At 45.2% G+C, this 22652-nt stretch carries 20 protein-coding genes; 4 read left to right on the forward strand and 16 right to left on the reverse strand.

Annotation, left to right across the window (positions count from 1 at the left end; all coding sequences use genetic code 11):
* Together tssI (A1OO_RS11790) and A1OO_RS11795 are read right to left on the reverse strand one after the other, a co-directional pair.
* Nucleotides 1–849, reverse strand: an 849-nt coding sequence (gene tssI / locus A1OO_RS11790; protein WP_017003151.1) for a type VI secretion system tip protein TssI/VgrG, incomplete at its 3' end; no start/stop codon positions are given.
* 132 nt (nt 850–981) lie between these two features.
* Nucleotides 982–1500, reverse strand: a complete 519-nt coding sequence (locus A1OO_RS11795; protein ID WP_017003152.1) for an Hcp family type VI secretion system effector — start codon at nt 1498–1500, stop codon at nt 982–984.
* A gap of 300 nt (nt 1501–1800) precedes the next feature.
* On the opposite strand from A1OO_RS11795, the gene A1OO_RS11800 reads away from it, so the two are divergent.
* Nucleotides 1801–2181 (forward strand): hypothetical protein, encoded by a 381-nt coding sequence (locus A1OO_RS11800; RefSeq protein WP_017003153.1) that lies wholly within the window; start codon nt 1801–1803, stop codon nt 2179–2181.
* Nucleotides 2182–2188: 7 nt separating this feature from the next.
* Here the strand turns inward: A1OO_RS11800 and A1OO_RS11805 are convergent, their stop codons facing one another.
* The 11 genes from A1OO_RS11805 to A1OO_RS11855 all read right to left on the reverse strand — a co-directional run bounded on the left by A1OO_RS11805 (nt 2189) and on the right by A1OO_RS11855 (nt 14832).
* Nucleotides 2189–3238 carry a hypothetical protein gene (locus A1OO_RS11805; protein WP_017003154.1) on the reverse strand — a complete coding sequence of 350 codons (1050 nt, stop codon included), beginning with the start codon at nt 3236–3238 and terminating at the stop codon, nt 2189–2191.
* Between the two features lie 301 nt (nt 3239–3539).
* A complete protein-coding gene (locus A1OO_RS11810) occupies nt 3540–4580 on the reverse strand; it encodes a sel1 repeat family protein (RefSeq protein WP_017003155.1) in 1041 nt (346 codons plus the stop codon).
* Nucleotides 4581–4626: 46 nt separating this feature from the next.
* Nucleotides 4627–5508, reverse strand: coding sequence for a hypothetical protein (locus A1OO_RS11815; protein ID WP_017003156.1), 882 nt, complete (start codon nt 5506–5508; stop codon nt 4627–4629).
* Nucleotides 5509–5586: 78 nt separating this feature from the next.
* Complete coding sequence (locus A1OO_RS23580) at nt 5587–5790, reverse strand: hypothetical protein (protein ID WP_017003157.1); 204 nt, start codon at nt 5788–5790, stop codon at nt 5587–5589.
* 124 nt (nt 5791–5914) lie between these two features.
* Complete coding sequence (locus A1OO_RS11825; RefSeq protein WP_017003158.1) at nt 5915–6886, reverse strand: DUF6708 domain-containing protein; 972 nt, start codon at nt 6884–6886, stop codon at nt 5915–5917.
* 20 nt (nt 6887–6906) lie between these two features.
* The gene (locus A1OO_RS11830; protein WP_017003159.1) at nt 6907–7158 is read right to left on the reverse strand and encodes a hypothetical protein; all 252 of its coding nucleotides are present in this window, start codon (nt 7156–7158) and stop codon (nt 6907–6909) included.
* Nucleotides 7128–8111: a DUF6708 domain-containing protein gene (locus A1OO_RS11835; protein ID WP_017003160.1), complete on the reverse strand. Its 984-nt coding sequence runs from the start codon at nt 8109–8111 to the stop codon at nt 7128–7130. Before A1OO_RS11835 ends, A1OO_RS11830 begins: the two co-directional genes overlap by 31 nt.
* Nucleotides 8112–8123: 12 nt before the next feature.
* A complete protein-coding gene (locus A1OO_RS11840) occupies nt 8124–11225 on the reverse strand; it encodes a hypothetical protein (protein WP_017003161.1) in 3102 nt (1033 codons plus the stop codon).
* Nucleotides 11218–12099 carry a DUF4123 domain-containing protein gene (locus A1OO_RS11845; protein WP_017003162.1) on the reverse strand — a complete coding sequence of 294 codons (882 nt, stop codon included), beginning with the start codon at nt 12097–12099 and terminating at the stop codon, nt 11218–11220. Before A1OO_RS11845 ends, A1OO_RS11840 begins: the two co-directional genes overlap by 8 nt.
* A complete protein-coding gene (gene tssI, locus A1OO_RS11850; protein ID WP_017003163.1) occupies nt 12100–14181 on the reverse strand; it encodes a type VI secretion system tip protein VgrG in 2082 nt (693 codons plus the stop codon).
* Nucleotides 14182–14313: 132 nt separating this feature from the next.
* On the reverse strand, nt 14314–14832 hold the full coding sequence (locus tag A1OO_RS11855) for an Hcp family type VI secretion system effector (protein ID WP_017003152.1): 519 nt from the start codon (nt 14830–14832) through the stop codon (nt 14314–14316).
* Between the two features lie 284 nt (nt 14833–15116).
* Between A1OO_RS11855 and A1OO_RS11860 the strand changes: the two genes are divergently transcribed.
* The 3 genes from A1OO_RS11860 to A1OO_RS11870 all read left to right on the forward strand — a co-directional run bounded on the left by A1OO_RS11860 (nt 15117) and on the right by A1OO_RS11870 (nt 17895).
* Nucleotides 15117–15644: a DUF4395 domain-containing protein gene (locus A1OO_RS11860; protein WP_016962470.1), complete on the forward strand. Its 528-nt coding sequence runs from the start codon at nt 15117–15119 to the stop codon at nt 15642–15644.
* Between the two features lie 530 nt (nt 15645–16174).
* Nucleotides 16175–17524 (forward strand): DUF4397 domain-containing protein, encoded by a 1350-nt coding sequence (locus A1OO_RS11865; protein WP_016962469.1) that lies wholly within the window; start codon nt 16175–16177, stop codon nt 17522–17524.
* Nucleotides 17525–17679: 155 nt separating this feature from the next.
* Entirely contained in the window at nt 17680–17895 is a 216-nt protein-coding gene (locus A1OO_RS11870; protein WP_026023831.1) for a DUF3820 family protein, read from the forward strand.
* 150 nt (nt 17896–18045) lie between these two features.
* On the opposite strand, the gene A1OO_RS11875 is transcribed toward A1OO_RS11870, so the two are convergent.
* The 3 genes from A1OO_RS11875 to A1OO_RS11885 all read right to left on the reverse strand — a co-directional run bounded on the left by A1OO_RS11875 (nt 18046) and on the right by A1OO_RS11885 (nt 22581).
* Nucleotides 18046–20286, reverse strand: a complete 2241-nt coding sequence (locus A1OO_RS11875; RefSeq protein WP_017003165.1) for a DNA/RNA non-specific endonuclease — start codon at nt 20284–20286, stop codon at nt 18046–18048.
* A 314-nt stretch (nt 20287–20600) separates the two neighbouring features.
* A complete protein-coding gene (locus A1OO_RS11880; protein WP_016962466.1) occupies nt 20601–21566 on the reverse strand; it encodes a nucleoside hydrolase in 966 nt (321 codons plus the stop codon).
* 124 nt (nt 21567–21690) lie between these two features.
* Nucleotides 21691–22581 (reverse strand): LysR family transcriptional regulator, encoded by an 891-nt coding sequence (locus tag A1OO_RS11885; RefSeq protein ID WP_016962465.1) that lies wholly within the window; start codon nt 22579–22581, stop codon nt 21691–21693.
* Nucleotides 22582–22652 lie beyond the last annotated feature (71 nt).

A 22652-nucleotide genomic window follows, 5' to 3' on the forward strand; every position in this document is an offset into this window, starting at 1 on the left:
GCTTCTTAGATGTTCTAACCGGTATTGGGTAAAAGGTTTTCCTGCCGCATCACTTTTAAAGCGACCAGGATAATCATAATGCTCATAGGTGCCGCGCTGATAATCCATCTCTGTACCGGGATGGTCATGCAAAAAGCCATAAGCCGGTTTTTTAAAGCTATAATCTTTAAGCTGCGCAGAGGAAGGTCGAGTTTTCGCTGAACGTTGCCAGCCTTTGATAAAGGCTGAGCTGGCCGTGCCGCCCACGGTGGCGTTATACGGGAGTGTCAGCGAAGAGTGAGACAGCGTCTGAGTGTCATCCGAAAACAACACCGTGTGTTTGTCTTTGCTGTGCAAGAAGGTATAGAACAAGCCTTCTTCGGCCGCGATACGCGCTAAGAATTCCAGGTCCGATTCACGGTACTGCACACAGTATTCGCGTACTTGCGGCGAGCCAGACACCGAAAACGCATACTCATCAATGCCCATTTCTTGCAGCAAGATACTGATGATTTCAGGGACAGACTGTTGTTGGAAAATGCGGCTGTTATGGCGAAGGGACAAACGCGAAAGGGCAGGCACCATTTCAAGGGCATAACGAGTATGACTGAAACCCGTGTCACCGCGGGTAAAGCTGCGCACAACCCCATGAAAGCGTTGAACCAACTCCCCGTCTTTCCACAGCATCAAAGAGACATTGCGGTCAACAACGTCATGGTCAGTCAAAGTGTCAGTGCGGCTGGCGAGTTTCACCTGATACAGGAACGGGGCAGACAAGGCTGATGCCCCCGAGAATTCGACCACCGCCAAGGCGTCGTCAGGTAAGCCTTCAACATGAAGAGTAAATTGCAGACCGCTTTCCGTAGCCATAAACCATCCCAGCTTAAAACGAGGTATCGTCAGGCGTCATTGCTTGACGACAAAACCCGCTCAAGGGCGGGTTGGGCACTAAAGGCTCAATTCTTTCGAAAACGAGGAAGCTGAGCCTTATGCAGCGAAGCCTTAGGCTTCAACCGGCGCACGCCAGTCATCGGCACCTGACGTTCCTGCTACTGTGTGTTCCCAATCAATCTTGCGGTATGCGACAGAGACAGTCACCAGCTGGGTGAACTCTTTCTTGTTCGCGTCTTGGCAATGGGGCATCTGGCAATCGATATCGATGATGGTGCTGTCCGTCAGGATGGTCGAGAAGAAATGCTCTTGCTTGCCTTCCACCGAGGTGCGGTACCATTTGAGTTCAATTTTCGGCAGCATCTCGCCTGAGGCCAGAGAGTTGTACATCAGCGGCACGGCTTTGTTCAGTGCCACGGTGAACTTGAAGGGCTTGTGAACACGTTGACCAGAAGGCTGGCCGCTCTGTGGGTCAGTGGGTACGGTGACGATGTGGTCAAACGCTTGCACCAGCATTTGGTCTTCGTGGCCTTCCACATAGATGTTGCCGACAGAATCCGCGGTGAAAGCGCCCGCGGTAATGTTGCCCTGAGTTTTGCCTTCGATAGCGATATAACATGGAGTTGGCATTGCGATGTCCTTATTCAATGGTTGCCCGCCAATCATGGCCGACAGAGAAATGAGTGATACAACGCAAGAGATAACGCAAAGGGTGTGCCAGCTATGTGGTGCAATAAAAACAAGGGGTTATAGAAGGGTGTGGTTGAACAGAGCAAAGAATTGCTTGGATGTCGGGCGAAAAATTGCTCAGCGAGCAAGATTTGGCCGGAATGAAAAAACAGCGAGCACACCAATTTAACGTTTTGGCGCATCACTCAGACACTCGATGCCTTTCGGTACTGATAGCATGCAGTGAAATGGATTTAGCCAATGACTCATGGCGCAGAGAACTTGATGATGAAAGACATAACCTTCTCAGTAGGAGCCGTCACCTTTACCTACTCGCTCACCGCAGAGCAAAAGAAATTTCTGCGCTTGGCTCAAGATACCCACGTTGATTTGGGTCAGTGGCCCGATTTTGCTGAGAATATGACGCAAGTGATTCAAGATGCCATTCCGGATTCGCTCAAGCTGCCATCAGAAAGCCAACTCAACTACGTACGCACCATTTCAAGTGATTTGAATGTCCCGCTACCGGACAAATACGACCAAAGTGCATTAACATGTTTGTCGTTTATCGCTGACTACAAGCCAGCCCACGATAGGGTGCTGGCTGTGTTTAATGGGATTAGGGGGAGGTTGTTGGGATGACTCTCTTTTATCTGTAACCTTCAATGTGCATTTCATCAATGTAGATTGTTGGTGTCATCGTCTCGATGAAAGCTCTAGACTTTTCTTTTGCTCTATTTACTAGTTCTGGGTCATCGGGTACAACGATATAATCCAGTGAAAAGGGTTCATTGAACAATTCTTGAAGAGTGTAGGCTTTTGATAAGCAATCAACCAAATCAGGTGTAGGGAGTGTTTCGCTTATTTCCACACACCTCAGAGTCTCGATTTCTAATTGTACTTTTGATCCGAGTTTGATTGCCTCACTAAATATTGTCTCATATCTGGAATGTGTATAAAGGGCATTGTATGCTGGAACAAAATTGTATTTTGCAAGGAATCTATAGACATGAAGCAAATCCTCTCTTTGATCTTCTGAGAGTTTTTTATTGCTTTCGAATCTAGACAGCATGTCCATCACTGGTGCAAATTCGTTCTTCTTGGCATATTCTTCAACAAGTGCAACCCATTTTTTGAAATCTTCTCCTCGAACAAATTTGGTTGGTCGTTCAAGATAATACTTTGCTCTGATGTCTCCTGCGGCGGCTCTTTTCTTGAAAGATTTTTGTGCGAGTTCCCCCCATTCTTTGCTACAAAGAGATGGGAAATAAGCATTGCAATAGTAGCTATCTGTATCAAGGATTAATGCAGAATAGGGATTGCCTAATTTGGCAGACTTTTCAAACCAGTTGTAGCCCTCGTAACGAGTTTTAATACTCTGCGTCATCCGGTTGTGAGCATACCAAAACATAGCATCACTATTTCCTGCCTCTGAAAGCTCTTTAAGCTTTGGGATTGCAAGGTATTTACGACCATTTTGGAAATCTAGTATTGGCTGATATAGAGGGTCGCCGGGACGATATAGGCTTGAAATATAGGGGTCGGGTGAATTTTCTGAAGGGATCTCATTTTGAAAGAAGTACGTTAAAGTACTTGGACCCTGTCGCTGAAAGTCCATAAATGAAGGTTCTTTTTCATAGAAGAAGAACCCTGCTAGCACCCCTAAGATGGCAACCGCGACCACTGATTTTCTTAACATCAAAATATCCTTATGTTCCATCCAACTTTTTTAGCGCTAGCTTTTGCGATCTTAGCCCTGCCGAATTATTGCCTCAAGTATTTCTTTAGTAAGCCCTAACACGCAGTAATAAATTGATCGCATGCCTATCTTTTCTTTGCATCCATGTCCTGCAGCTAGACTTGCAGCAATGAATGTTCCGCTACCGGACAAATATGAACAAAGCGCATTAATGTGTTTGTCGTCCATCGTCGACCACAAGCCAGCCCACGATAGGGTGCTGGCTTTGTTCAATGGTATAAAGGGGAGGTTGTTGGGTTGATTAGAAGTAGCCGTCTACATGCATTTCGTCGATGTAGATAGTTGGAGTCATTGTTGAGATGAAAGCTTTAGATTTTTCTTTTGCCATCTGAATTAAGTCTGGATTGTCGGGTAAAACTATGTATTTAAGTGTGAAAGGCTCATTATAAAAGTCATTCAAAGTGTAGGCTTTGGATAGGCATTCAATTAAATCTTGTTTCTCGAGTTTATGGCTTTCTTTGGTACAACGAAGTGCATCTATTTCTAACTGTACTTTTGAACCCAACTTTATGGCTTTGGGGGAGATTTCATTTGTAGTCGAAAATTCATTTAAAGTGCTATAGGCAGGTACGAAATTGTATTTAGCTACGAACTGAAGAATACGCACTATTTCATAGTCAGTGTTATCTCCCATGCCTTCATAGAATTTAAGCATATCCAAAGTAGGGATAAAAAAGTTCATCTTTGCTGATTCGTCGACCAAGGATAGCATCTTCTCGAAATCTGCTTTGGTTTGGGGGTTAATTGGCTTTTCTAGATAATACTTTGCCCGTAGATCACCACCTTCAGCTCGTTTTTCTAATAGACTCTTTGCGATATCCTTCCAATGTTCACTGCACAACTCCATGAAGTAGTCCCTACAAGTTCTACTTGTAGGTATGAGCACCATCGCAGCATATGGGTTGCCTAATTTTGCCGCTTTTTCAAACCATTGATATCCATCTTGCCTAGTCTTAACACTGCTTTTAGTTAGAAAATCCGCATACCAGAACATTGCGTCAGTGTTACCACCCTCAGACAAAGATTTTAGTTTTGGAAGTGCCTTGTCTAGGCGACCATTTTGGAAATCCAGTATGGGTTGGTAAAGTAGGTCGCCAGGCTTGTATATGCTTGATATGTATGGATTGTCTTGATTTGTTTTAGGTGTTTTTGTGTTAGAGTAGTAGGATAGGACCTTTGGGCCGTGCTGAAGCATCTCACGAAAAGTAGGCTCTTTTTCTGCGAGGCATCCTGCTAGCAACAACGCACTTATAAACGCTAATATTAAAATACGTCCATTCATTAAAATACCCTAATATTCCAGTTGGTTTTTTCCGCTTTTAAACTTACTATTTTTCTCTCGCGAGTTTATTAGCTTGCTGTAGATCTGTATCAGACTCATCACCGTTGTATATTAAAACAGCTTCTCTCCATGAGGTAAATTCAACCCCCCAAACGTTGACCTTTTTGTGTGCCACATACAAGTCGAAGTCAGAGAGAAGCCTTTGAGAAAGAATGTTATACGCTTCGGTATTTCGTTCTCTAGCACTTTTTGTGTTTGAGTTCTGTAGAACAAAAAAACCTACTATCTGCCAATTTTCAAGTAAATTATCCCATTGTTCGGTAGGTGTTCTCACATCCTCTAAATCAGTATTCATTCTTATGAGCGCTTCCTGAAACTGACGTTTGCTAGATTTCCCTATTTCGCCAAGGTCGAATGGACTCCAATTAAGAATTTGCAGGATGGCCGAGGCTTGATTCGCGTTTTTTTGGACAACTTCCTCTTTCAAGCTTTCCCATTTTGGGGAGTAAGCATAGCCCCCTAACGCATATCCACCATGGGCGCTCCCTAGTGGTAAGTCTTGTTTGTTAATTAAGCAAGAAAGCAGGCTTGCTAAAGTTTCTGGCAAATTTGAAACCCAAGGCTGGATAGAGCCTGCTCTGTCCTTTCGAAGAATAGAATCTGCAATCAGCGGAGCATACTCCTCTTGAAGAGATCCCTTTTTGTATTCTTCAAAAACAACTGTAGGGAGCATTAATACATCACTGAGAGCAAGACCCATAGCTATCGCGACTGTAAGGCGTTCGTTGAGCATTTCAAAATCTTTGTTCATGCCGTTTTCGTCTCGGTCTCCAAAGAAAGCAACAAACTTGAAGTTATTTTGTCTTAGTACACCCAACATACAAGCGATAAAGCGATCGGCATTGATGGGATTAAGTTGAATGCCCACCTTGCCTTTACATCCTGGTCCTGCAACCAATCTGGCCGCTGCAATGAAGACGATGCAGCCATCTTGAAACGTTAACCTTCATTCGGCAGAAAAACCATACCCGGCATTGGCCGCCAATTCGCCACTGAGCCCGCCAAGTTTAAGCAACGGTGATTTTATTTTTGCACTGTTTTTGCGTCCATCAGAAAGCCAACTCAAATACGTACGCTCCATTTCAAGTGATTTGAATGTCCCGCTACTGGATAAATACGACCAAATCGCATTAACGTGTTTGTCGTTCATCGCCGACCACAAGCCAGCCCACGATAGGGTGCTGGCGGGTTGTTGGGGTGAGTTGAGTTCGCCGTCGGTACCTTAGGTTTCAGTGCGGACGACGAGCATTCAATCTAAAAATGAACTTATATAGTTAATGCCAGTTGACTGTTTTCCCGGTCCATTTATGTACTTCTTCAGGCCAATGGCTTTTGATTGGATTAAAACGAATTGCGAATTGAGATGGTGAGATGAATGGCAACAGTCCATAAAAAATCGGAGAGAGAAACCAACCAATTACTCTGGCCTTTAAACTCCAGTTACGATTTGGGAATCTATATAAAAAAGGTTTTTGTTCGTTACCCGCGCCAATAGAATTTTGTCCACCTATCATAAAGCGCCTGACGTATTCCCAATATATATATGTATCTGCATGTCCGTCAACAGAGGTCACAAGATTGAGGGCAACTGGTTGATCTCCTGCCTTATTGTTTACGCAGTGTTTCGGATAGAGCCATAGGTTTAAGTTATAAGCATCTGAAAATGCGCCATAGCCTACATGGTGAGGTGCGAACATAGTGGCAATTTCACATTCTTTCCAAGGTATTCGATACAAGGAGTTTTTATGGTAGACATAAACTTCTTGGTTCTTATGATGAAATCGCACGGGTGTTTTGATTGGTCTACATATCTCAACTGAACATAATAATAAAATGAAGACAAACATGCCTAACTCGACAGGTTGTAAGTAAAACCAAGGAGTGTCATCACGTGATAACCTAAAGGTTAAGTAAGTTAGTATCAATATTGGAAATAAGATAAATTGCGAGAAACGAGTTAATGTTTGCCGATTGTGAACGCTATTAATTCGCATATCAATAAAGTCTCCATGGGTACTGGATACAAATGAATAGCCTGCATTGTAAAACGTTTCGCGGTTATGCCAATCAATATGAACTTCTTTTGGTGGAGGACTGAGAACATCTTCCATTATATGACTGGTGCCGAAGCCTGTACTGAAACCTGAGCCTCTTTGGCTGATTGTGTTTTTGAACTTTGGTGCATATCCATAGTGTTCGGCACCAATCCATAGATCTCTGGATATTTTATTTATTTTTCTAGGCATATGTCACCTGAATTATTTTTTTAAAACAACTCTACATTGCAAGCGACTTGAATCTGTAACTGGCACAGAAATATGAAAATAGGACGCTGGCATGCTTTACTGTTATCGCCAACCACAAGCCAACCCACGATAGGGTGCTGGCGGTGTTTAATGGGATTAAGGGGAGGTTGTTGGGGTGAGCCGAATTCGTCGTCTTTACCCAAGGTTTGCAGTAAAGACGACGATGACTGTGTTAGCAGAGTTAATGCCAGTTGACTGTTTTCCCAGTCCATTTATGTACTTCTTCAGGCCAATGGTCTTTGATTGGATTGAAGCGAATTGCAAATTGAGATGGTGAGATGAATGGCAACAGTCCATAAAAAATTGGCGATAAGCACCAACCAATAACTTTTGCCTTTGTGCTCCAATCGGGATTCGGAAAACCAAAAAGCACTTTTTGTTGCATATTTCCCGTTAGGACACCCTTTTCTCCTATGGTCATGAACCGTCGAACGAACTCCCAATAAACATATACCTCTCCATGCTCAGCCACAGCAGTTACCAAATTTAAAGCGATAGGCTGGTTTCCGCATTCTCCTTTTACACAGTGTTTGGGGTACAACCAAAGGTTCAGGTTATATGCATCCGAAAAAGCACCATAACCGACATGGTGGGGGGCATACATTGAAGCGATTTCACATTCACTCCAAGGGATCCGATATAGTGCTTTTTTGTGGTAAACATAAACCTCCTGATTTTTATGATGGAATCTAACAGGGGTTCGTATTGGTCGAAAAAATTCAACAAAACACAGAGCAAATACGAAGATAAGAATACCTAATTCGGCAGGATCTAAATATAGCCAAGGAGTGTCGTCGCGAAGTAATCTTATAACTAGATATGTAAATAAAAATATTGGGAACATGAAAAATTGTGAAAAGCGAGTCAGTGTCTGCCTGTTATGCACGCTGTTCACTCTCATATCAATGAAATCTCCATGCGTTCCCGCTGAGAAAAGGAGATAAGATGCGTCATAAAACCCGCCTTCATCTGTTTCGTTGTCATCAACTAGCTCCACAGTTTTTGCGGGAGGGCTAAGAATGTCCTCCATGATATGGCTAGTACCAAAACCCGTGCTAAAGCCCTTGCCTCTTCTTTTTATTGTATTCCTAAAATGTGGTGCGTAGCCTTCTTGCTCCGCCCCGATCCAAAGGTCATCAGAAACTTTATTGATTCTATTTGGCATAATTCGCCTCAATTATTTTTCTACTTCAATTTCGGTACTTACATCATCCTGCCAAAAAAGAGCAGCGTCATCATCCAAGTCTACCGAATAGTTTAACGTTACGGGAAATGAGCTAGGATTTGCATAGCTAATATCGAAACGATAGCTGTCGTAATCCTTTTTCCAGAGACTTTCTTTAAATGAAGCCTCAAGAGCAAAACCCTCTCCAGAGGATGACTTCATGTTGATTTTGTTTGTTGGAGGCTCTTCTGAACCATCTGCGTTGATGACCCGACCATACAAGAGTTCGGTTTTGTCATCGATGACACCAAGAACCTTGAGTGAAATTTTACTAACATTGCTTTCATACCCCGGAAAATAAATATTTAACGAAAAATCTTCGTATTTATAAAACCAACCGCTTTCATCATATGAAGAGTGGCTAAATATTGGCCTAAACAGTTCGTCGGTAAAAGCTACCAACTCTTTTGTTTTTACTTTCTGAACATCTTCGTCTGCAACGTCTTTGAAGTATTTTATTCTTGCGGATGTGTCATCTGGTAAGCTCCTCTTATAGACGTATGTGCTACCAATGCCCCAGAAGGATCCTTTGAGAAATGTTTCGAGCCTACTATCTTCTATCCACGCATGAATAAGGTCTAAAGCAACGCCTACTATTGCCAGTACTAATGCAATGACGCCAACCACTGCATTTACGCCCGGAACAAGTGCCACAACGGCTAAAACTAGCGCTGCCGAATTGACAATCAGGGAGGAGACTGCAACAACTTTGGCTCCTAAACTGTCTTGCTGCTCTATATCCTCGGCTAAGTTGAAGCCGCTGGTTATGACTCCCAGGAAGTTTCCGATTATCGGTAATGCACGGTATCCAAACCTCGCGATGCCCGTTAATCGTTTTGTAACGGCTGCTGAATATCTACTTATAACTTGTTCTGGTATTGGTTGTCCTAGTTTCACGATTGATCTTGTCGACTTGATGCCGAAAGATTTTATATTGGATTTAGCCACAAGCTTCATAGCTTGCTCGTCACCAGAAAACTTGACACTTTGGATGAAAGCCAGTGTAGATTGAATCAAGCCCACAGCACTATTGGTGATCTCAACGACCATTTTAGTGTCGCGCTTTTTGGCTGAGATTGTTGTATTTAATACAGCTATCATATTTGCAACTTGCGCAATCAGCAGCAATCCCGTGAGCCTTCCGTTGTGCTTTTCTACAACGCCTGACAACTGCTTACTCCATTGGCCGAGTTTGCTGTCTGGGTTATTAATTTTGCTCTTATCCACATTTTTTACTACCCAGTAAGCCAAACCTTCTAAAACACTGGGTTTCACTCCTGGTTTAATAACAGAATTTAATTGAAAGATCTTTATTTTGACCTTTGGGTCAACAAACTTCGCTTTCTTTTTGACTCCGCCTTTGCTTTTACCTTTGCTTTTAAGTTTTTTCTTTTTGGTTATCTTCGTTTTAGCCACTAGGACATGTTCTGCAGATGCTGCTAGTTGAACCGCATTGAAATCCTCAATATCTTCTAACACATCATTCAATGATGTGTTCATGACACCGTATTGATAGCCATATCGTTCAGCCATGGCGTGATAATAAACGTGCCAAGCTTCTTCAAGTTCAGGATCAACCACAAATTGAGCGACTTTTTCACCTATGGAGTATTGAATGCTGTCAGTTGCTTCGGTGGCTTCAAGAATACCGTCAGAGATGAGTCGCCTTTGGGTAGATATGACGTCATCCCAATCTATAGAGCCAGCGTCATAAACAAGTTTTAAGTGCTTGCTGAGCTCTTTGTAACCAGATTTGAGCACACCAATGGTTGACCATATTTGTCCACCGATTCCTTTTGACTCTGGTTTATCTTTCTCCGTTGTGCAGTAGGCGAAATCTTTAATCCAGTCGTCACGCAGTTTTTTGCCTACTTCTGTCGCTTGTACATTGCCAAGCATATTTGCAATGGCAATTTCCTTTAGCTTAATTTGTTCTTGTTTAAATGGAGAATAAAGGGCTAGTGCGAAGTCGGTGTAGTCGGATTCAAGCCATTGTGTCCAATCAAGGGCTATCTCTTCTAAGCTAGTGCTTAGAGCCTTAGTGTAAGCATCGCGGTCCGATTGAAATTTATCCATTTCTTCTGAGCGAATAACATCGTGATAATCCTTGATTATCCTGTCTCGGCGATCTTCACGAATGTCTTCAATCTCTTTTTCTGTTCGCTCATAGTATGTGGGAAGCCCGTATTGATAATCTTTGGGTTCATGGGCAATGGATACGCGTTTTTTTACTTCTTTTCTAAACCCTTTTTGTGCCTCTCTATTGATTAGCATTTTTGTCGCATTCGCAATCGTGTAAGGATATTGCGTCTCCGCTATATGGGTAAATCCAGCATCATATTGAGCATTGAAAAGTGTGCAAAGTTCTATGCTGATCCCCACTGGGTCAATGACAGCGACAGCAACATGACTGTCGGGTGTCACTGATCTGTATTTAGCCAGTAACGGTGGGGTCGATAGATCAGAGGTGGACCATAAAGACCAATCAAAATTAAAAGTTTCACTTGAAAAATCTGGGCTCACGGTCGGAAGATCTTCGACCATTAGGCAGTGGTCTTCTTTGCCCCTTCGAGCTCTGCTGACGCTTACGTGCTGAAGTTGATTTTTTCTAATGCTTTTATCTTTGACTAAACCTAGAACGAACGCTTCGTCCAGCTTTATGTAAGAAAGGAGTATCGAGAATTTGTCATTCTTTTCTTGAGTGATGACAGGAAAATGGCCCTGTATCTCATTGGGAACATCTCCAAATATACATTCCGTTTTGATTGCCTCACCGGAAGTATCAAACTCAGACAGCAGAACGTAATTGTCCCTTTCATTAAAAAGATAAATAAAAGCATCAATGACAGGACGCATGATGTAATCATGCTCTTTTAAAACAGGCAGGCCGCTCCCCACATCTGAAGGTAGCATGAAGCTTAGCTCTATTTGCTTAACGGAATAGCGCATTGGGTGAATAACGATGAGATCATCATTTAATGGACAGGTAGACATTAGCGAGTCGATGCTATCAGCGCTCGATGTTGTAGCCGCTTCATTTGCTTTATTAACCATTTAGAGACTCTCTGTGTTCATAAAGCTCTGTCGCTTTATTCAATGCGTTTTGAATTCTTTCTGATGGAAGCATTGTGTCTTTGCTATCAAGTAGCTTTTTGACATCGCTGTGCTTTTCACCTTCCAATGCCTCTTCCCCTAACATGCACAGAATATTGATAAAGCAAAGGCTTTCCATTTCGCTACTCAAACCATAAGACTGGCCTTGTTTCACATAGGACTCGATTTTTAGAAGCTGATCCTGTGGGGATGCTCGGTAAAAATGTTTAGGAAAATGCTGGTTCACATGATCTAAGGCTCGATAATGAAAGTGTTGTTTAGCTGCTTCTCCTAAAGCCGTTAACTGGTTATCTGATAGTGCCATCCAGCCTATGTTTTCTTCTTGAGGAGGCTTCTCAAAATAGGTTATCTCTGTCGTCTCCCAAATTTTGTCGGCGCGAGACTGGCTCCAAATCTTGGTGATGGGTCCAAACAGTCGATGCTTTTGTGTATCAGTGGAGGCCAAAGCAATTCGGCCTACAACGTGAGGAAGATAGAATCTAAACACTGATGTGCTTCCATTACCTAAATCGGCTTTGATAACCGTCTTTAAGTGATCTGCTACGTCGGACGTTGATGCTTCCGCCTCAAAAACTATTCCCCAATCGTGTGGCTTTTTGTCCATCGCTGCATTGAGCAAAACTTGATTGTTTTTTAACGGAAGAATAATTGGGCTCAAATTCGCCACGATGTTAAGCACTGTGCCGCTGTATATAATCTCGATGTCTTGATTGGCTGCGAGTTCATAACTGAGTTTGGCTGCATCCTCTATGACTGCGCCGTCGAGCAGAATGTAAAGAGGATTCTGATTCGCTTCTATGTCAGGCAAGTTCACTTAGCTATCCTCGCCTGAATCGATACATTCTTCACAAAGAGGTTTCCCTGACTTTCCAGCAGCAACGAGAGCCTTAGTTTGCTGAAGTAAAATCAATGGTGCCGCTGATTGTTGTGAAGCGGTTGCCAAGTTCCGAACCGCCTCATCCGGCGCTTTCTCTGCTTCAACTCCCCCCGGCAACATCGGCATTGCCCCACCAAAGCCTGAGCCAGATCCTGCGCTGCCGCCTGAGTTGATATTGATCGCTGAGCCGACGATATGAACACCTGCGGGGTCTATTTTGATGAAGTTGCCGCCGACTTTGAGCGTGACTTCGGTATAGGCTTCGAGAATAGATTTGTGACCGCTTTTTAGATGAATCTCAGAGCCTGCTTCGTTGAGTATTCCCACGCCGGCTTTGATGTGCAGTGAACTGTCGGTCACGATGGTTTTATCACCCTTCACATGCTCTTTGCTTTGCCCGTCGACGGTTAAATGGTCATCGACTTTGATGTGCGAGAAACGCTCATTCTCCACATCCAGATGCAAATCATGTTTGATGTTGTCTTTGCGGTCATTCTCGACCAGCAGGTTCATGTCCTTTTGGGCATGAACGTAAATCTCTTCTTTGTCTGCTTGGTCTTCAAAGCGCAGTTCGTTAAATCCCTCGCCTTGATGGGTTTCGGTTCTCAGTACCGTACGGGTTTTGTTGGCTGGCAGCGGATAGGGCGGCACATTGGTCGCGTGATAAGTTCTGCCCGTGATAATCGGTTGGTCCGGGTCGCCTTCTAAAAACGACACAATCACTTCATGACCAATGCGCGGTATCGCCATCATGCCGTATTGCCCGCCTGCCCAGCCTTGGGAGACACGTACCCAACAACTTGAGGCTTCATCGCTGTTGCCGTATCGGTCCCACGGAAACTGCACTTTCACGCGCCCGTGCTCATCACAGAAGATTTCTTCCCCCGCAGGCCCAGTGACAATCGCCATTTGTGGGCCATGCACACAGGGTTTGGCTTGTGGCGCGGGACGCCACGGGCGGTGAGCGGGAATGACCGAAAAGGTATTGTGATACGTTGTCATGCCCTCACCCCCGTGCTCTTCGAGCGCTTGGGGTTGTGTGCCTTCACACTGCGTTGAGACCACCACCCAACCACGGTTCGCCTCATCATCAGGGTGGTCAGCCAAATCAAACAGCATGCCGGCTTGGATTTGCATGACATTGCTTGAGGCGGTCGCGGTAATGGCATCACTGCGCAAGTGCTCTAAACGGTATTGGGTAAAAGGTTTTCCTGCCGCATCACTTTTAAAGCGACCAGGATAATCATAATGCTCATAGGTGCCGCGCTGATAATCCATCTCTGTACCGGGATGGTCATGCAAAAAGCCATAAGCCGGTTTTTTAAAGCTATAATCTTTAAGCTGCGCAGAGGAAGGTCGAGTTTTCGCTGAACGTTGCCAGCCTTTGATAAAGGCTGAGCTGGCCGTGCCGCCCACGGTGGCGTTATACGGGAGTGTCAGCGAAGAGTGAGACAGCGTCTGAGTGTCATCCGAAAACAACACCGTGTGTTTGTCTTTGCTGTGCAAGAAGGTATAGAACAAGCCTTCTTCGGCCGCGATACGCGCTAAGAATTCCAGGTCCGATTCACGGTACTGCACACAGTATTCGCGTACTTGCGGCGAGCCAGACACCGAAAACGCATACTCATCAATGCCCATCTCTTGCAGCAAGATACTGATGATTTCAGGGACAGACTGTTGCTGGAAAATACGGCTGTTATGGCGAAGGGACAAACGCGAAAGGGCAGGGACCATTTCAAGCGCATAACGGGTATGACTGAAACCCGTGTCGCCGCGGGTAAAGCTGCGCACAACGCCATGAAAGCGTTGGACCAACTCCCCGTCTTTCCACAGCATCAAAGAGACATTGCGGTCAACAACGTCATGGTCAGTCAAAGTGTCAGTGCGGCTGGCGAGTTTCACCTGATACAGGAACGGGGCAGACAAGGCTGATGCCCCCGAGAATTCGACCACCGCCAAGGCGTCGTCAGGTAAGCCTTCAACATGAAGAGTAAATTGCAGACCGCTTTCCGTAGCCATAAACCATCCCAGCTTAAAACGAGGTATCGTCAGGCGTCATTGCTTGACGACAAAACCCGCTCAAGGGCGGGTTGGGCACTAAAGGCTCAATTCTTTCGAAAACGAGGAAGCTGAGCCTTATGCAGCGAAGCCTTAGGCTTCAACCGGCGCACGCCAGTCATCGGCACCTGACGTTCCTGCTACTGTGTGTTCCCAATCAATCTTGCGGTATGCGACAGAGACAGTCACCAGCTGGGTGAACTCTTTCTTGTTCGCGTCTTGGCAATGGGGCATCTGGCAATCGATATCGATGATGGTGCTGTCCGTCAGGATGGTCGAGAAGAAATGCTCTTGCTTGCCTTCCACCGAGGTGCGGTACCATTTGAGTTCAATTTTCGGCAGCATCTCGCCTGAGGCCAGAGAGTTGTACATCAGCGGCACGGCCTTGTTCAGCGCCACGGTGAACTTGAAGGGCTTGTGAACACGTTGGCCAGAAGGCTGACCGCTTTGTGGGTCAGTCGGCACGGTGACGATGTGGTCAAAGGCTTGCACCAGCATTTGGTCTTCGTGGCCTTCCACATAGATGTTGCCGACAGAATCCGCGGTGAAAGCGCCCGCGGTAATGTTGCCCTGAGTTTTGCCTTCGATAGCGATATAACATGGAGTTGGCATTGCGATGTCCTTATTCAATGGTTGCCCGCCAATCATGGCCGACAGAGAAATGAGTGATACAACGCAAGAGATAACGCAAAGGGTGTGCCAGCTATGTGGTGCAATAAAAACAAGGGGTTACAATTAAGTGGTATTAAAGAGAGCAAAGAATTGCTTGGATGTCGGGCGAAAAATTGCTCAGCGAGCAAGATTTGGCCGGAATGAGAAAATCAGATCCACCCAATACCGTCATCATTTTGCTAAGCGTATAGACTTAGAGAAAAATGAGGGAAGAGGGAGGGTTCATGCGCGCTGACGAACAAAAACAATATCATACCTTTTTGACTAAACCTGTATTGGCGATGGGGCAAAGCCTGCCGGGTAAAAGTGATTTGCGGATAGATGAAACCGCAACGCGAGCGCGCGCAGGGCTGCTCAATATTCTGTCTGCAGTCACCCTATTTATACTCGTTGTTCGTCCCGAATGGGATCCCGTCATTTATATCGGACCTTATGTCATCTTTGACATGGCAATGGCTGCGATGTTTGGTTTAACGCCACTCAGTCCATCGGGTGTGCTAGGTACCGCCATGACAATGAAGTTAAAGCCAGTTTGGCGGCCAATCAAGCCTAAACGCTTTGCGTGGATATTAGGCGCAACGATGGGGGTCACCTGTTTGGCATTTCGTTTGCTCGATTTTTCTGATGTTTGGCTTCTCTCTGTCTTGGGGATCTGTTTCATGTTGACGTGGCTTGAGGCCGTTCTTGGCTTTTGCGTGGGTTGCTGGATGCACAGCAAACTTTTTGGTTGCGAAGTGTGCCAGCTAGATTGAACATACTGGTTGAATACGGTGCTTATGTGCCTTATTTACACCTGAAAATCTTGACATCACGTTGTTTTATTTTATGAGCTTACGTTTCTTATTTTTCCTTTTTATATCCCCCTGATCTTTAATTATTTAATCTGAAAGAGCATTCCTTAAATAAAAGGTTTATATAATTAAGTGTTTTCTTTTTTTCTTATTAATTTGTGGTCTGGTAAGTATGTGGTTGCATGTTTTCGATTTTAAATTGTGCGGATTATGCTATCTATAGTGAGAATAGTGTTTCGTAAGTGAGGGGTTTTTATTTTATTATACGTTAATATTTGTATTTAATGAGATTTATTTGCTGGTGTATTCTGAGATGACTTCTGGTTTTTTTACATTGTAAACATAATGTTGCGATATTGCTTTATTGGTTTGTGTCGGGGGAAAATTCGGTTTATTTTGATGTTATTTGACCAGGTGTATAAATAAAGACTTAAGATCCTTTTGTAAATCTTGCCGTAATTCTTCAGGATATTTAAACGAAGGAGTGATTTATGAAAAGATTTATATCCGTAGGTGTTTTGGCTGCAGTCGCTATTCTATCAGGTTGTGGTAGCAACGATAACAATACGTCACATACTCAAAGTAAACTTAGAATTATTCATGCAAGTGCTGATGCACCATTAGTGAATGTTAACGCTAATGGCACTGAGATACTTAATAGCGTTAATTATGGGGAAGGGAGTCAGTTTCTGACGGTGAATGCCGCTAACTACGCGGTAGAAGTGAAAGCACAATTGCCCGATCAATCTCTAGCCACCGTTCTGGACGGTGACTATACGCTTGAGACTGAGCGCAGTTACACCGCTGTTGCATTGGGTAGTGTCGCTGACAGCACGTTAGAGCTGGCCATCATAGAGAATGCGGATTCGGCTATTCCGTCAGGAAATGCTCGAATTCAGGTTTTACATGGTTCGCCTGATGTAGGTACTGTCGACATTTACGCGACAGCCCCAACAGCAGACATTGCGGATTCGGCACCTGCTCTGACGCTTGATTACCGTTCCAACAGTGATCAAATTGACTTACCAGTGGGCGATTACCGCATTCGTATTACTCCAAATGGCAGTAAAACGGTGGTTTATGATTCAGGTGCCGTCCCTTTAGCAAATGGCAATGATCTATTCATCACTGCGATTCCGAATGTCTATGCAGGGGCAGCTAGCGTTCCTGTTGCACTGCTAGTAGCCAACGGTGAACGTAGCTCGTTGATTTTGGATGCCAATACTGGCGCCGACGTTCGCGTGATCCACGAAGTGGCTGATGCACCTGCGGTAGATGTGTTTTTAGATGGCTCTTCAACGGCAGCGGTAACAGGGCTGACGTTTTCCGAAGAAACGGGTTTTCTGACGATTCCAGCAGGTGATCACACCGTCACTGTCACGGCGCCTAGTGTCCCTGTTACTGTTATCAATAACGTGCCAGTGAACCTCGAAGCCGGTGCTTTTTATAGCGCTATTGCTTATGGCAGTGTCGATGCAACGGATTCTGCAGATATTACGTTGGGTGCGTTGAAAGAAGATCGTCGTTCTGTTGCGACTGAAGCCAAGCTGTCTGTCTTCCATGCGTCAGTCAGTGCGGGTGTGGTTGATATCTATGTGACGGCTGATGGCGACATTGGGAATGCTGCGCCGAGTCTTACTGGTGTTAGCCTAGGCCAAGGGGTGTCAGGCATTCGCTTGCCCGCGGGTTCTCTGTTTGTGACCGTTACCCCCACTGGCACAAAAACTGAGGCAATTGGTCCAGCGATGATCACTGTCGAAGCGGGCAAAGTGTATGAACTTATCGCTCAAGATAGCGTTGGCGGTGGTGCGCCACTTGGTGTGAATGCGATTGGTTTCTAGTCGTGCGTTGAGTATCTGATTTTCCGTGGAGTTCGTAACACGCTAAATGCAAACGCCAGCAAGACGCGTTTATGCCGTTCTGCTGGCTTTTTTCGGATCTTGAATCCGTATGGGTATACACTGCTTTCTTGTTTCCCGTTCAAAGCGTTCACACCATGCTAGAAAAAGAAAATATGCTCAAACTTGCCCGTGTTAAAATGCCCTTCGGCAAATATTCAGGCAGAGTACTGATCGACTTACCTGAAGAATACTTGTTGTGGTTTGAAAGACAGGGTTTCCCGAACGGAGAACTTGGGAAGCTGATGGCGCTTTGTCTCACCTTGAAAATTGAAGGGCTAGACGAGATTGTGAGACCATTAAAAAACATGTAAGCCAAAAAAGCCCCTCTCACTAAAACATGCATGTATTTAATGGTTAGGGCTAGATTTGTAAGTACGCATTCTTTGTCTTAATCAGTCACTATTGACCTCAAAGCCTACCAAGATGTAAAGCGTCAGATCGGCTTCATGGACATCATAGGATTACGTGAAATTCAGCACTTGTCCTTCGGCGCGTCGACTGACTGATTTATATTCCACTTTTGAAATCACGTTTTGCTCAGTGTCTAACAACTCAATGGTTGACCCTTTGTTCGAAAGGGCAGCACCGCCACCTCCGGCTCGCACGATAATGCGATGATCTCGCCCAGGTGCAAGCTTGGTTTTTTCTTGAATCGTGGTGGTGCCAGATTTGCTGCGTATTTTCCATCCGGTGACATCGACCAACCCTCCCGTTTCATTGCGAATGGCAACCCACTCGTTTTTATCACCTGCACCTTCAGGGTTAGGGAGTGCCGATGCGATAATGACATCGCCTTCTTTATACAATAAGACCTCGGCATTGGAATGCGGCGCTAAAAGGGGTTGGGTGTTGTCTTGGCTTTTCAGGATGGGGAAGAACGAACGTAAATGGAATCCGCGAGATTTATCTTGACGTGTTTCACGATAAAGCACCAAGTCATAGCGCCAGTCGTTAATGGCAGTACGTCGGAAAGATTCGCCGTCGAAAAATGGTAGTGGGTCGGTTTCGTTTCGATAGCTTTCAAAGCTCAGTAGCGTTCCCATTGCTAGCATGCATTCTGGGCTAGTACCCACGAAGAACCCGCCTTTTTCTTTCAATGCAGATTTGTTCCCCACTCGCCATCGCATGGAAAGGGTCGCCACATCGGCATTGAGTTGCCCTTCAGGACCATCATAAAACGAGCCGAGATAATTGAGGTTGGACTGACCGCTCATTGCGGCTTGTTCATCCCAAAAAAACTTCACCCAATAATGGTATCCGCTGACTTCATAGCGCGATCCTTCGCGCTTGATTTCGCCTAAAAAGACATGCTCAAAACCGGATGCACCAACCACAGCTTTATCAAAGTAATTGGTGTACAGACCAAACCAGAGGTTGCGCACGGTTTCTCTAAATGCCGCCATGTTTGAAAGGTCCACGCACGCATTCGAGCCAAATGTGGGGCTGGAAAAGGGCATATCGGAATATTTCTTTGCCTCAAAGCCTAGCCCGCCAATCTCACGACTCGCCGTGATGTAGTGATACACCTCTTCCATTAAAGGCACAGCATTACTGCTTTCAGCGTTAAAGCATGTCTCGAGAAAATGGTCTATTTCAATCAGTTCCTGTTGGCTGTATTGCTCACCATCACGTTGTAATTCGTTGTAGTTATCTATTAAACGCTTGAATGCTTGATAGGAAGATGAATGCATTAACTTGTCGGTATTTACTGAATCGAACAGCCTAAATTTCGCGAGATCGCGCTTTCTCGGATTGCGTGTCCCTTGCTCGTTGAGCTTGATATCCGCTCCTTCATTCATCCAACGGCCTTCTTTCATTCGCGTCACGCTAAAGCGGTTTCTGTCACCATCCCAAAGCGCTTGAACAATGTCAGTGTAATCACCGCGTGTATTGACGATATCTGTTGGTGATTCAATTGGCCGCATTTCCGGCGTGTCGATATCGTTTGAAAGCGTAAAGTTATTTGGCGAATAGAAAATCGGATTGGCTTCATACAGTTCTACTTGAAAGTACAGATCCGTCAGCTCACTGATTTGGGTGAGAGAGACCTGATAGCTTTCTAAATTGAGGCTGTTTTTTCCGTCATGATCATCCCAAAATTCGCTTTGTTTCATTAAAAACGCGCGACATTGCAGCTCACCACCAAGGGTAAACACGATGACTTTCCAGAAGGCTGATGGAATAAATGTACCGCGATAGGGTTGGTCATTGATGGTATTGATTGGGCCAGTAAACACCGACAAGCGATCGCCGAGCTCTTGTTCTTCAAGCAGCCAATTTTCAAGTTCTAGCCATTCGTCCTGATTAAACTTGGCGTGTTGTAGATTGGCGTTGGTATAGAAAAAGGAATCTCGATTGGCTTGGCTAGCCTCAGGACGCTTCCCCCAATTAATGGCTGCGCGTCGCACCATGTGTCCGCGATCCCACACATTATTCTTGTAGACAGCAGGACCTGCTTGATAGGTGAGATCGACTCGCGGGTCGAGTTTCCAACTGCTTCGTTTCAAGCTGATCAGGCTTTCACGATCTATGTTGTGCGCAGTGTAAAACGCCATTTTGGTTTCACGGTTCATCACCAATGAAAAGTGTTCGTAATGCAGGGGCTCACCAAACTCCCATGCCACTTCGAGTAAGCTTTCGCCCAAACGAGGGAGAGAAATAGGGATAGACAAAAACGCGGTATCGAATCCTTTAGCAGCCATTGAAATCTCCTGAGTATTAAGCCGAACTGCCCTCTGATGGCGACAAGTACCATGGCCTTGAAATGTGGGCTGCGTAATACGCTATATCAGCAATGTGTCTGTTTTGTTCGAACAAAGCATGGTTGTCAGATACTTATGTAGAAATGAGACGATTTTTCATGTTTGCTTTTATTGGTGGGGAGAAGATCGCAGTCGCGAGAAACAACAGAAGGGGAAGATAAGGTCGATGAAATTAAACAGGAATAAAGCGCGCCAATTGGACCTTCTTACTGGCCGTCATTGGCGCGGACTAATAAGCCATTCATGGCAATAGGTTAGCGATTACCGTATTGGGTCATGGAATCCAAGTACAAATCGAGTACGCCTTGGTCGTTAACTGCCACGGCCACTTGTTGCGGCTTTTTGTCTGCCCATTCATCGGTTTTGTGTTGTGTCTGTTTGTACTTTTGCAGGGTCAGACCTTCGGCCGGGCCGTCGCATACCACTCGGATAGGGCCTTCACGTAGCGTAAACAGTGAAGGGTTTATCACATAAGCAATAGCAGAAGGGTCGTGAACAAAACAGCCATTTACCCCCATGCGAGATTTGTAAAAATCGAGGTAGAAGCGGCTGATATCCCACATAAACTCACCCACTTCTCCGCACGTATCGCGAAGCGTGTCGATATAGTCGGTGGAGAAGAAGGTTTCGTGAGTGACATCTAAACCTATCACGGTGACAGGCCAGTCAGCGGTAAATACGACATCTGCGGCATGTGGGTCGTCGTGAACATTGGCTTCGGCAAATGGGGTGACATTGCCTGTGTGTTCATGCGTGCCAAAAGCCCCACCCATGATCACCACCTCTTTGACCAATCCCCTAATTTCAGGTGCTTCAATCAGTGCCAAAGCAAGGTTGGTCAGTGGCCCAACAGCGACCAGCGTGATCTCGTTAGGTGATGCTTTGACGGTATCGATGATGTATTGGTGTGCTGCACGTGGGTCGGCAGAAATCGTGGGTTCTTTCATGTCTACGTTGCCGAATCCGTTCTCGCCATGAACCGCAATACTGGCGCCGACGGGTGGGCGCTTAAGCGGTTTACTCGCCCCTTTTGCCACGTCGCATTTAAAGCCAAAACGTTGTTTGAGGTAAAGTGCATTACGCGTACTGATATCGATCTCCGTATTGCCAAACACCGTAGTCAGCGCGACCAACTCAACGTTTGGATTAGCCTCTGCAAACAGTATTGCCATCGCGTCATCAATACCGGGGTCAGTATCAAGGATGATTTTTGCATTCATAGTGAATATACCTAGCCTTTTGTTTTTTATTTTAAATGTATTTTGAGGTCATATTGCCAAAGCAAATTCGACCTGTTGGCTTTTATTATGAGAAATGCCAACAAGTGACGTGTTGGATCGATTATCACTTTTTACCTAAGAATTGAAAATAGTCGCTCAGGTAGTCAATCACTGCTCTAACTGCGGGAGCCATGTTTTTTCTCGATGGGTAAAGAACGTAAATCTGCATGTCTTGCGGCTTCCATTCACCCAGAATTGGAACAAGCTCACCAGACTGAATATATTTCTCCGCCAAGTAAGTTGGTTGCATTGAAATCCCCATCCCTTCTATTGAGCCGTATAACAATGCTGTCGCTTCATTCGCCGTAAGTTGGCATTGGATATCGATTGATTCGCTCAATTCGCCGTTTTGCAAATGCCATACGTGGTGCGCGAAGTTTCTATAACCAAGACACTGATGTGTCGACAGGTCGGAAGGGCATGTGATCGGTGCATGGCTATCGATATATGACGGAGAAGCGACCAAGACGGATTCACAAACTGCGATAGGCTTTCCTATCAAAGAGGGATCGGGGTTGGATGAAATGCGAATGGCGAGATCGATACGATCGTGGGTCAAATCGTTGGTTGTGTCTCGTAAGTCCATGTCGATGATGACACGAGGGTTGTCCGCCATGAAGGTTTTCAACGCGGGAACGAGCTGCGCATGGCCAAATGACATGGAGACGGCAATGCGCACTGTTCCTGTTAATTCACCATGAGTCGTATTAAGGAAAGAGAGCGATTCCGCCTGATCAACGAGTTGTTCAATGTGATCAAGGTATCGCTCACCGGCTGAAGTCAGAGACACTTGACGTGTGGTGCGATTCAGCAGGCGTGTTTCCAACCAATTTTCCATGGTTTCAATGTATCGCGTCACCATAGGGCGTGACATGTCTAAGCGGTCGGCGCTTGCGGTAAAGCTTCCGGTTTTCGACACATCAATAAACACCTTTGCAGCAGTGATCCTATCCATGATTAGCTCGATATAAGAAACAATATTGCTCAGTATTTGCTGTTTTTCCAAGCAGGTCAATTCACTAATCT

It is taken from the genome of Enterovibrio norvegicus FF-33 (assembly GCF_000286835.2).
Taxonomy (GTDB): Bacteria; Pseudomonadota; Gammaproteobacteria; order Enterobacterales; family Vibrionaceae; genus Enterovibrio; species Enterovibrio norvegicus_A.

Coding starts and splice junctions, on each gene's coding strand:
- A1OO_RS11795 (WP_017003152.1), bottom strand. CDS start 1,500: ATGCCAACTCCATGTTATATCGCTATCGAAGGCAAAACTCAGGGCAAC.
- A1OO_RS11800 (WP_017003153.1), top strand. CDS start 1,801: ATGACTCATGGCGCAGAGAACTTGATGATGAAAGACATAACCTTCTCA.
- A1OO_RS11805 (WP_017003154.1), bottom strand. CDS start 3,238: ATGTTAAGAAAATCAGTGGTCGCGGTTGCCATCTTAGGGGTGCTAGCA.
- A1OO_RS11810 (WP_017003155.1), bottom strand. CDS start 4,580: ATGAATGGACGTATTTTAATATTAGCGTTTATAAGTGCGTTGTTGCTA.
- A1OO_RS23580 (WP_017003157.1), bottom strand. CDS start 5,790: ATGAACGACAAACACGTTAATGCGATTTGGTCGTATTTATCCAGTAGC.
- A1OO_RS11825 (WP_017003158.1), bottom strand. CDS start 6,886: ATGCCTAGAAAAATAAATAAAATATCCAGAGATCTATGGATTGGTGCC.
- A1OO_RS11830 (WP_017003159.1), bottom strand. CDS start 7,158: ATGGACTGGGAAAACAGTCAACTGGCATTAACTCTGCTAACACAGTCA.
- A1OO_RS11835 (WP_017003160.1), bottom strand. CDS start 8,111: ATGCCAAATAGAATCAATAAAGTTTCTGATGACCTTTGGATCGGGGCG.
- A1OO_RS11840 (WP_017003161.1), bottom strand. CDS start 11,225: ATGGTTAATAAAGCAAATGAAGCGGCTACAACATCGAGCGCTGATAGC.
- tssI (WP_017003163.1), bottom strand. CDS start 14,181: ATGGCTACGGAAAGCGGTCTGCAATTTACTCTTCATGTTGAAGGCTTA.
- A1OO_RS11855 (WP_017003152.1), bottom strand. CDS start 14,832: ATGCCAACTCCATGTTATATCGCTATCGAAGGCAAAACTCAGGGCAAC.
- A1OO_RS11860 (WP_016962470.1), top strand. CDS start 15,117: ATGCGCGCTGACGAACAAAAACAATATCATACCTTTTTGACTAAACCT.
- A1OO_RS11865 (WP_016962469.1), top strand. CDS start 16,175: ATGAAAAGATTTATATCCGTAGGTGTTTTGGCTGCAGTCGCTATTCTA.
- A1OO_RS11870 (WP_026023831.1), top strand. CDS start 17,680: ATGCTAGAAAAAGAAAATATGCTCAAACTTGCCCGTGTTAAAATGCCC.
- A1OO_RS11875 (WP_017003165.1), bottom strand. CDS start 20,286: ATGGCTGCTAAAGGATTCGATACCGCGTTTTTGTCTATCCCTATTTCT.
- A1OO_RS11880 (WP_016962466.1), bottom strand. CDS start 21,566: ATGAATGCAAAAATCATCCTTGATACTGACCCCGGTATTGATGACGCG.
- A1OO_RS11885 (WP_016962465.1), bottom strand. CDS start 22,581: ATGGATAGGATCACTGCTGCAAAGGTGTTTATTGATGTGTCGAAAACC.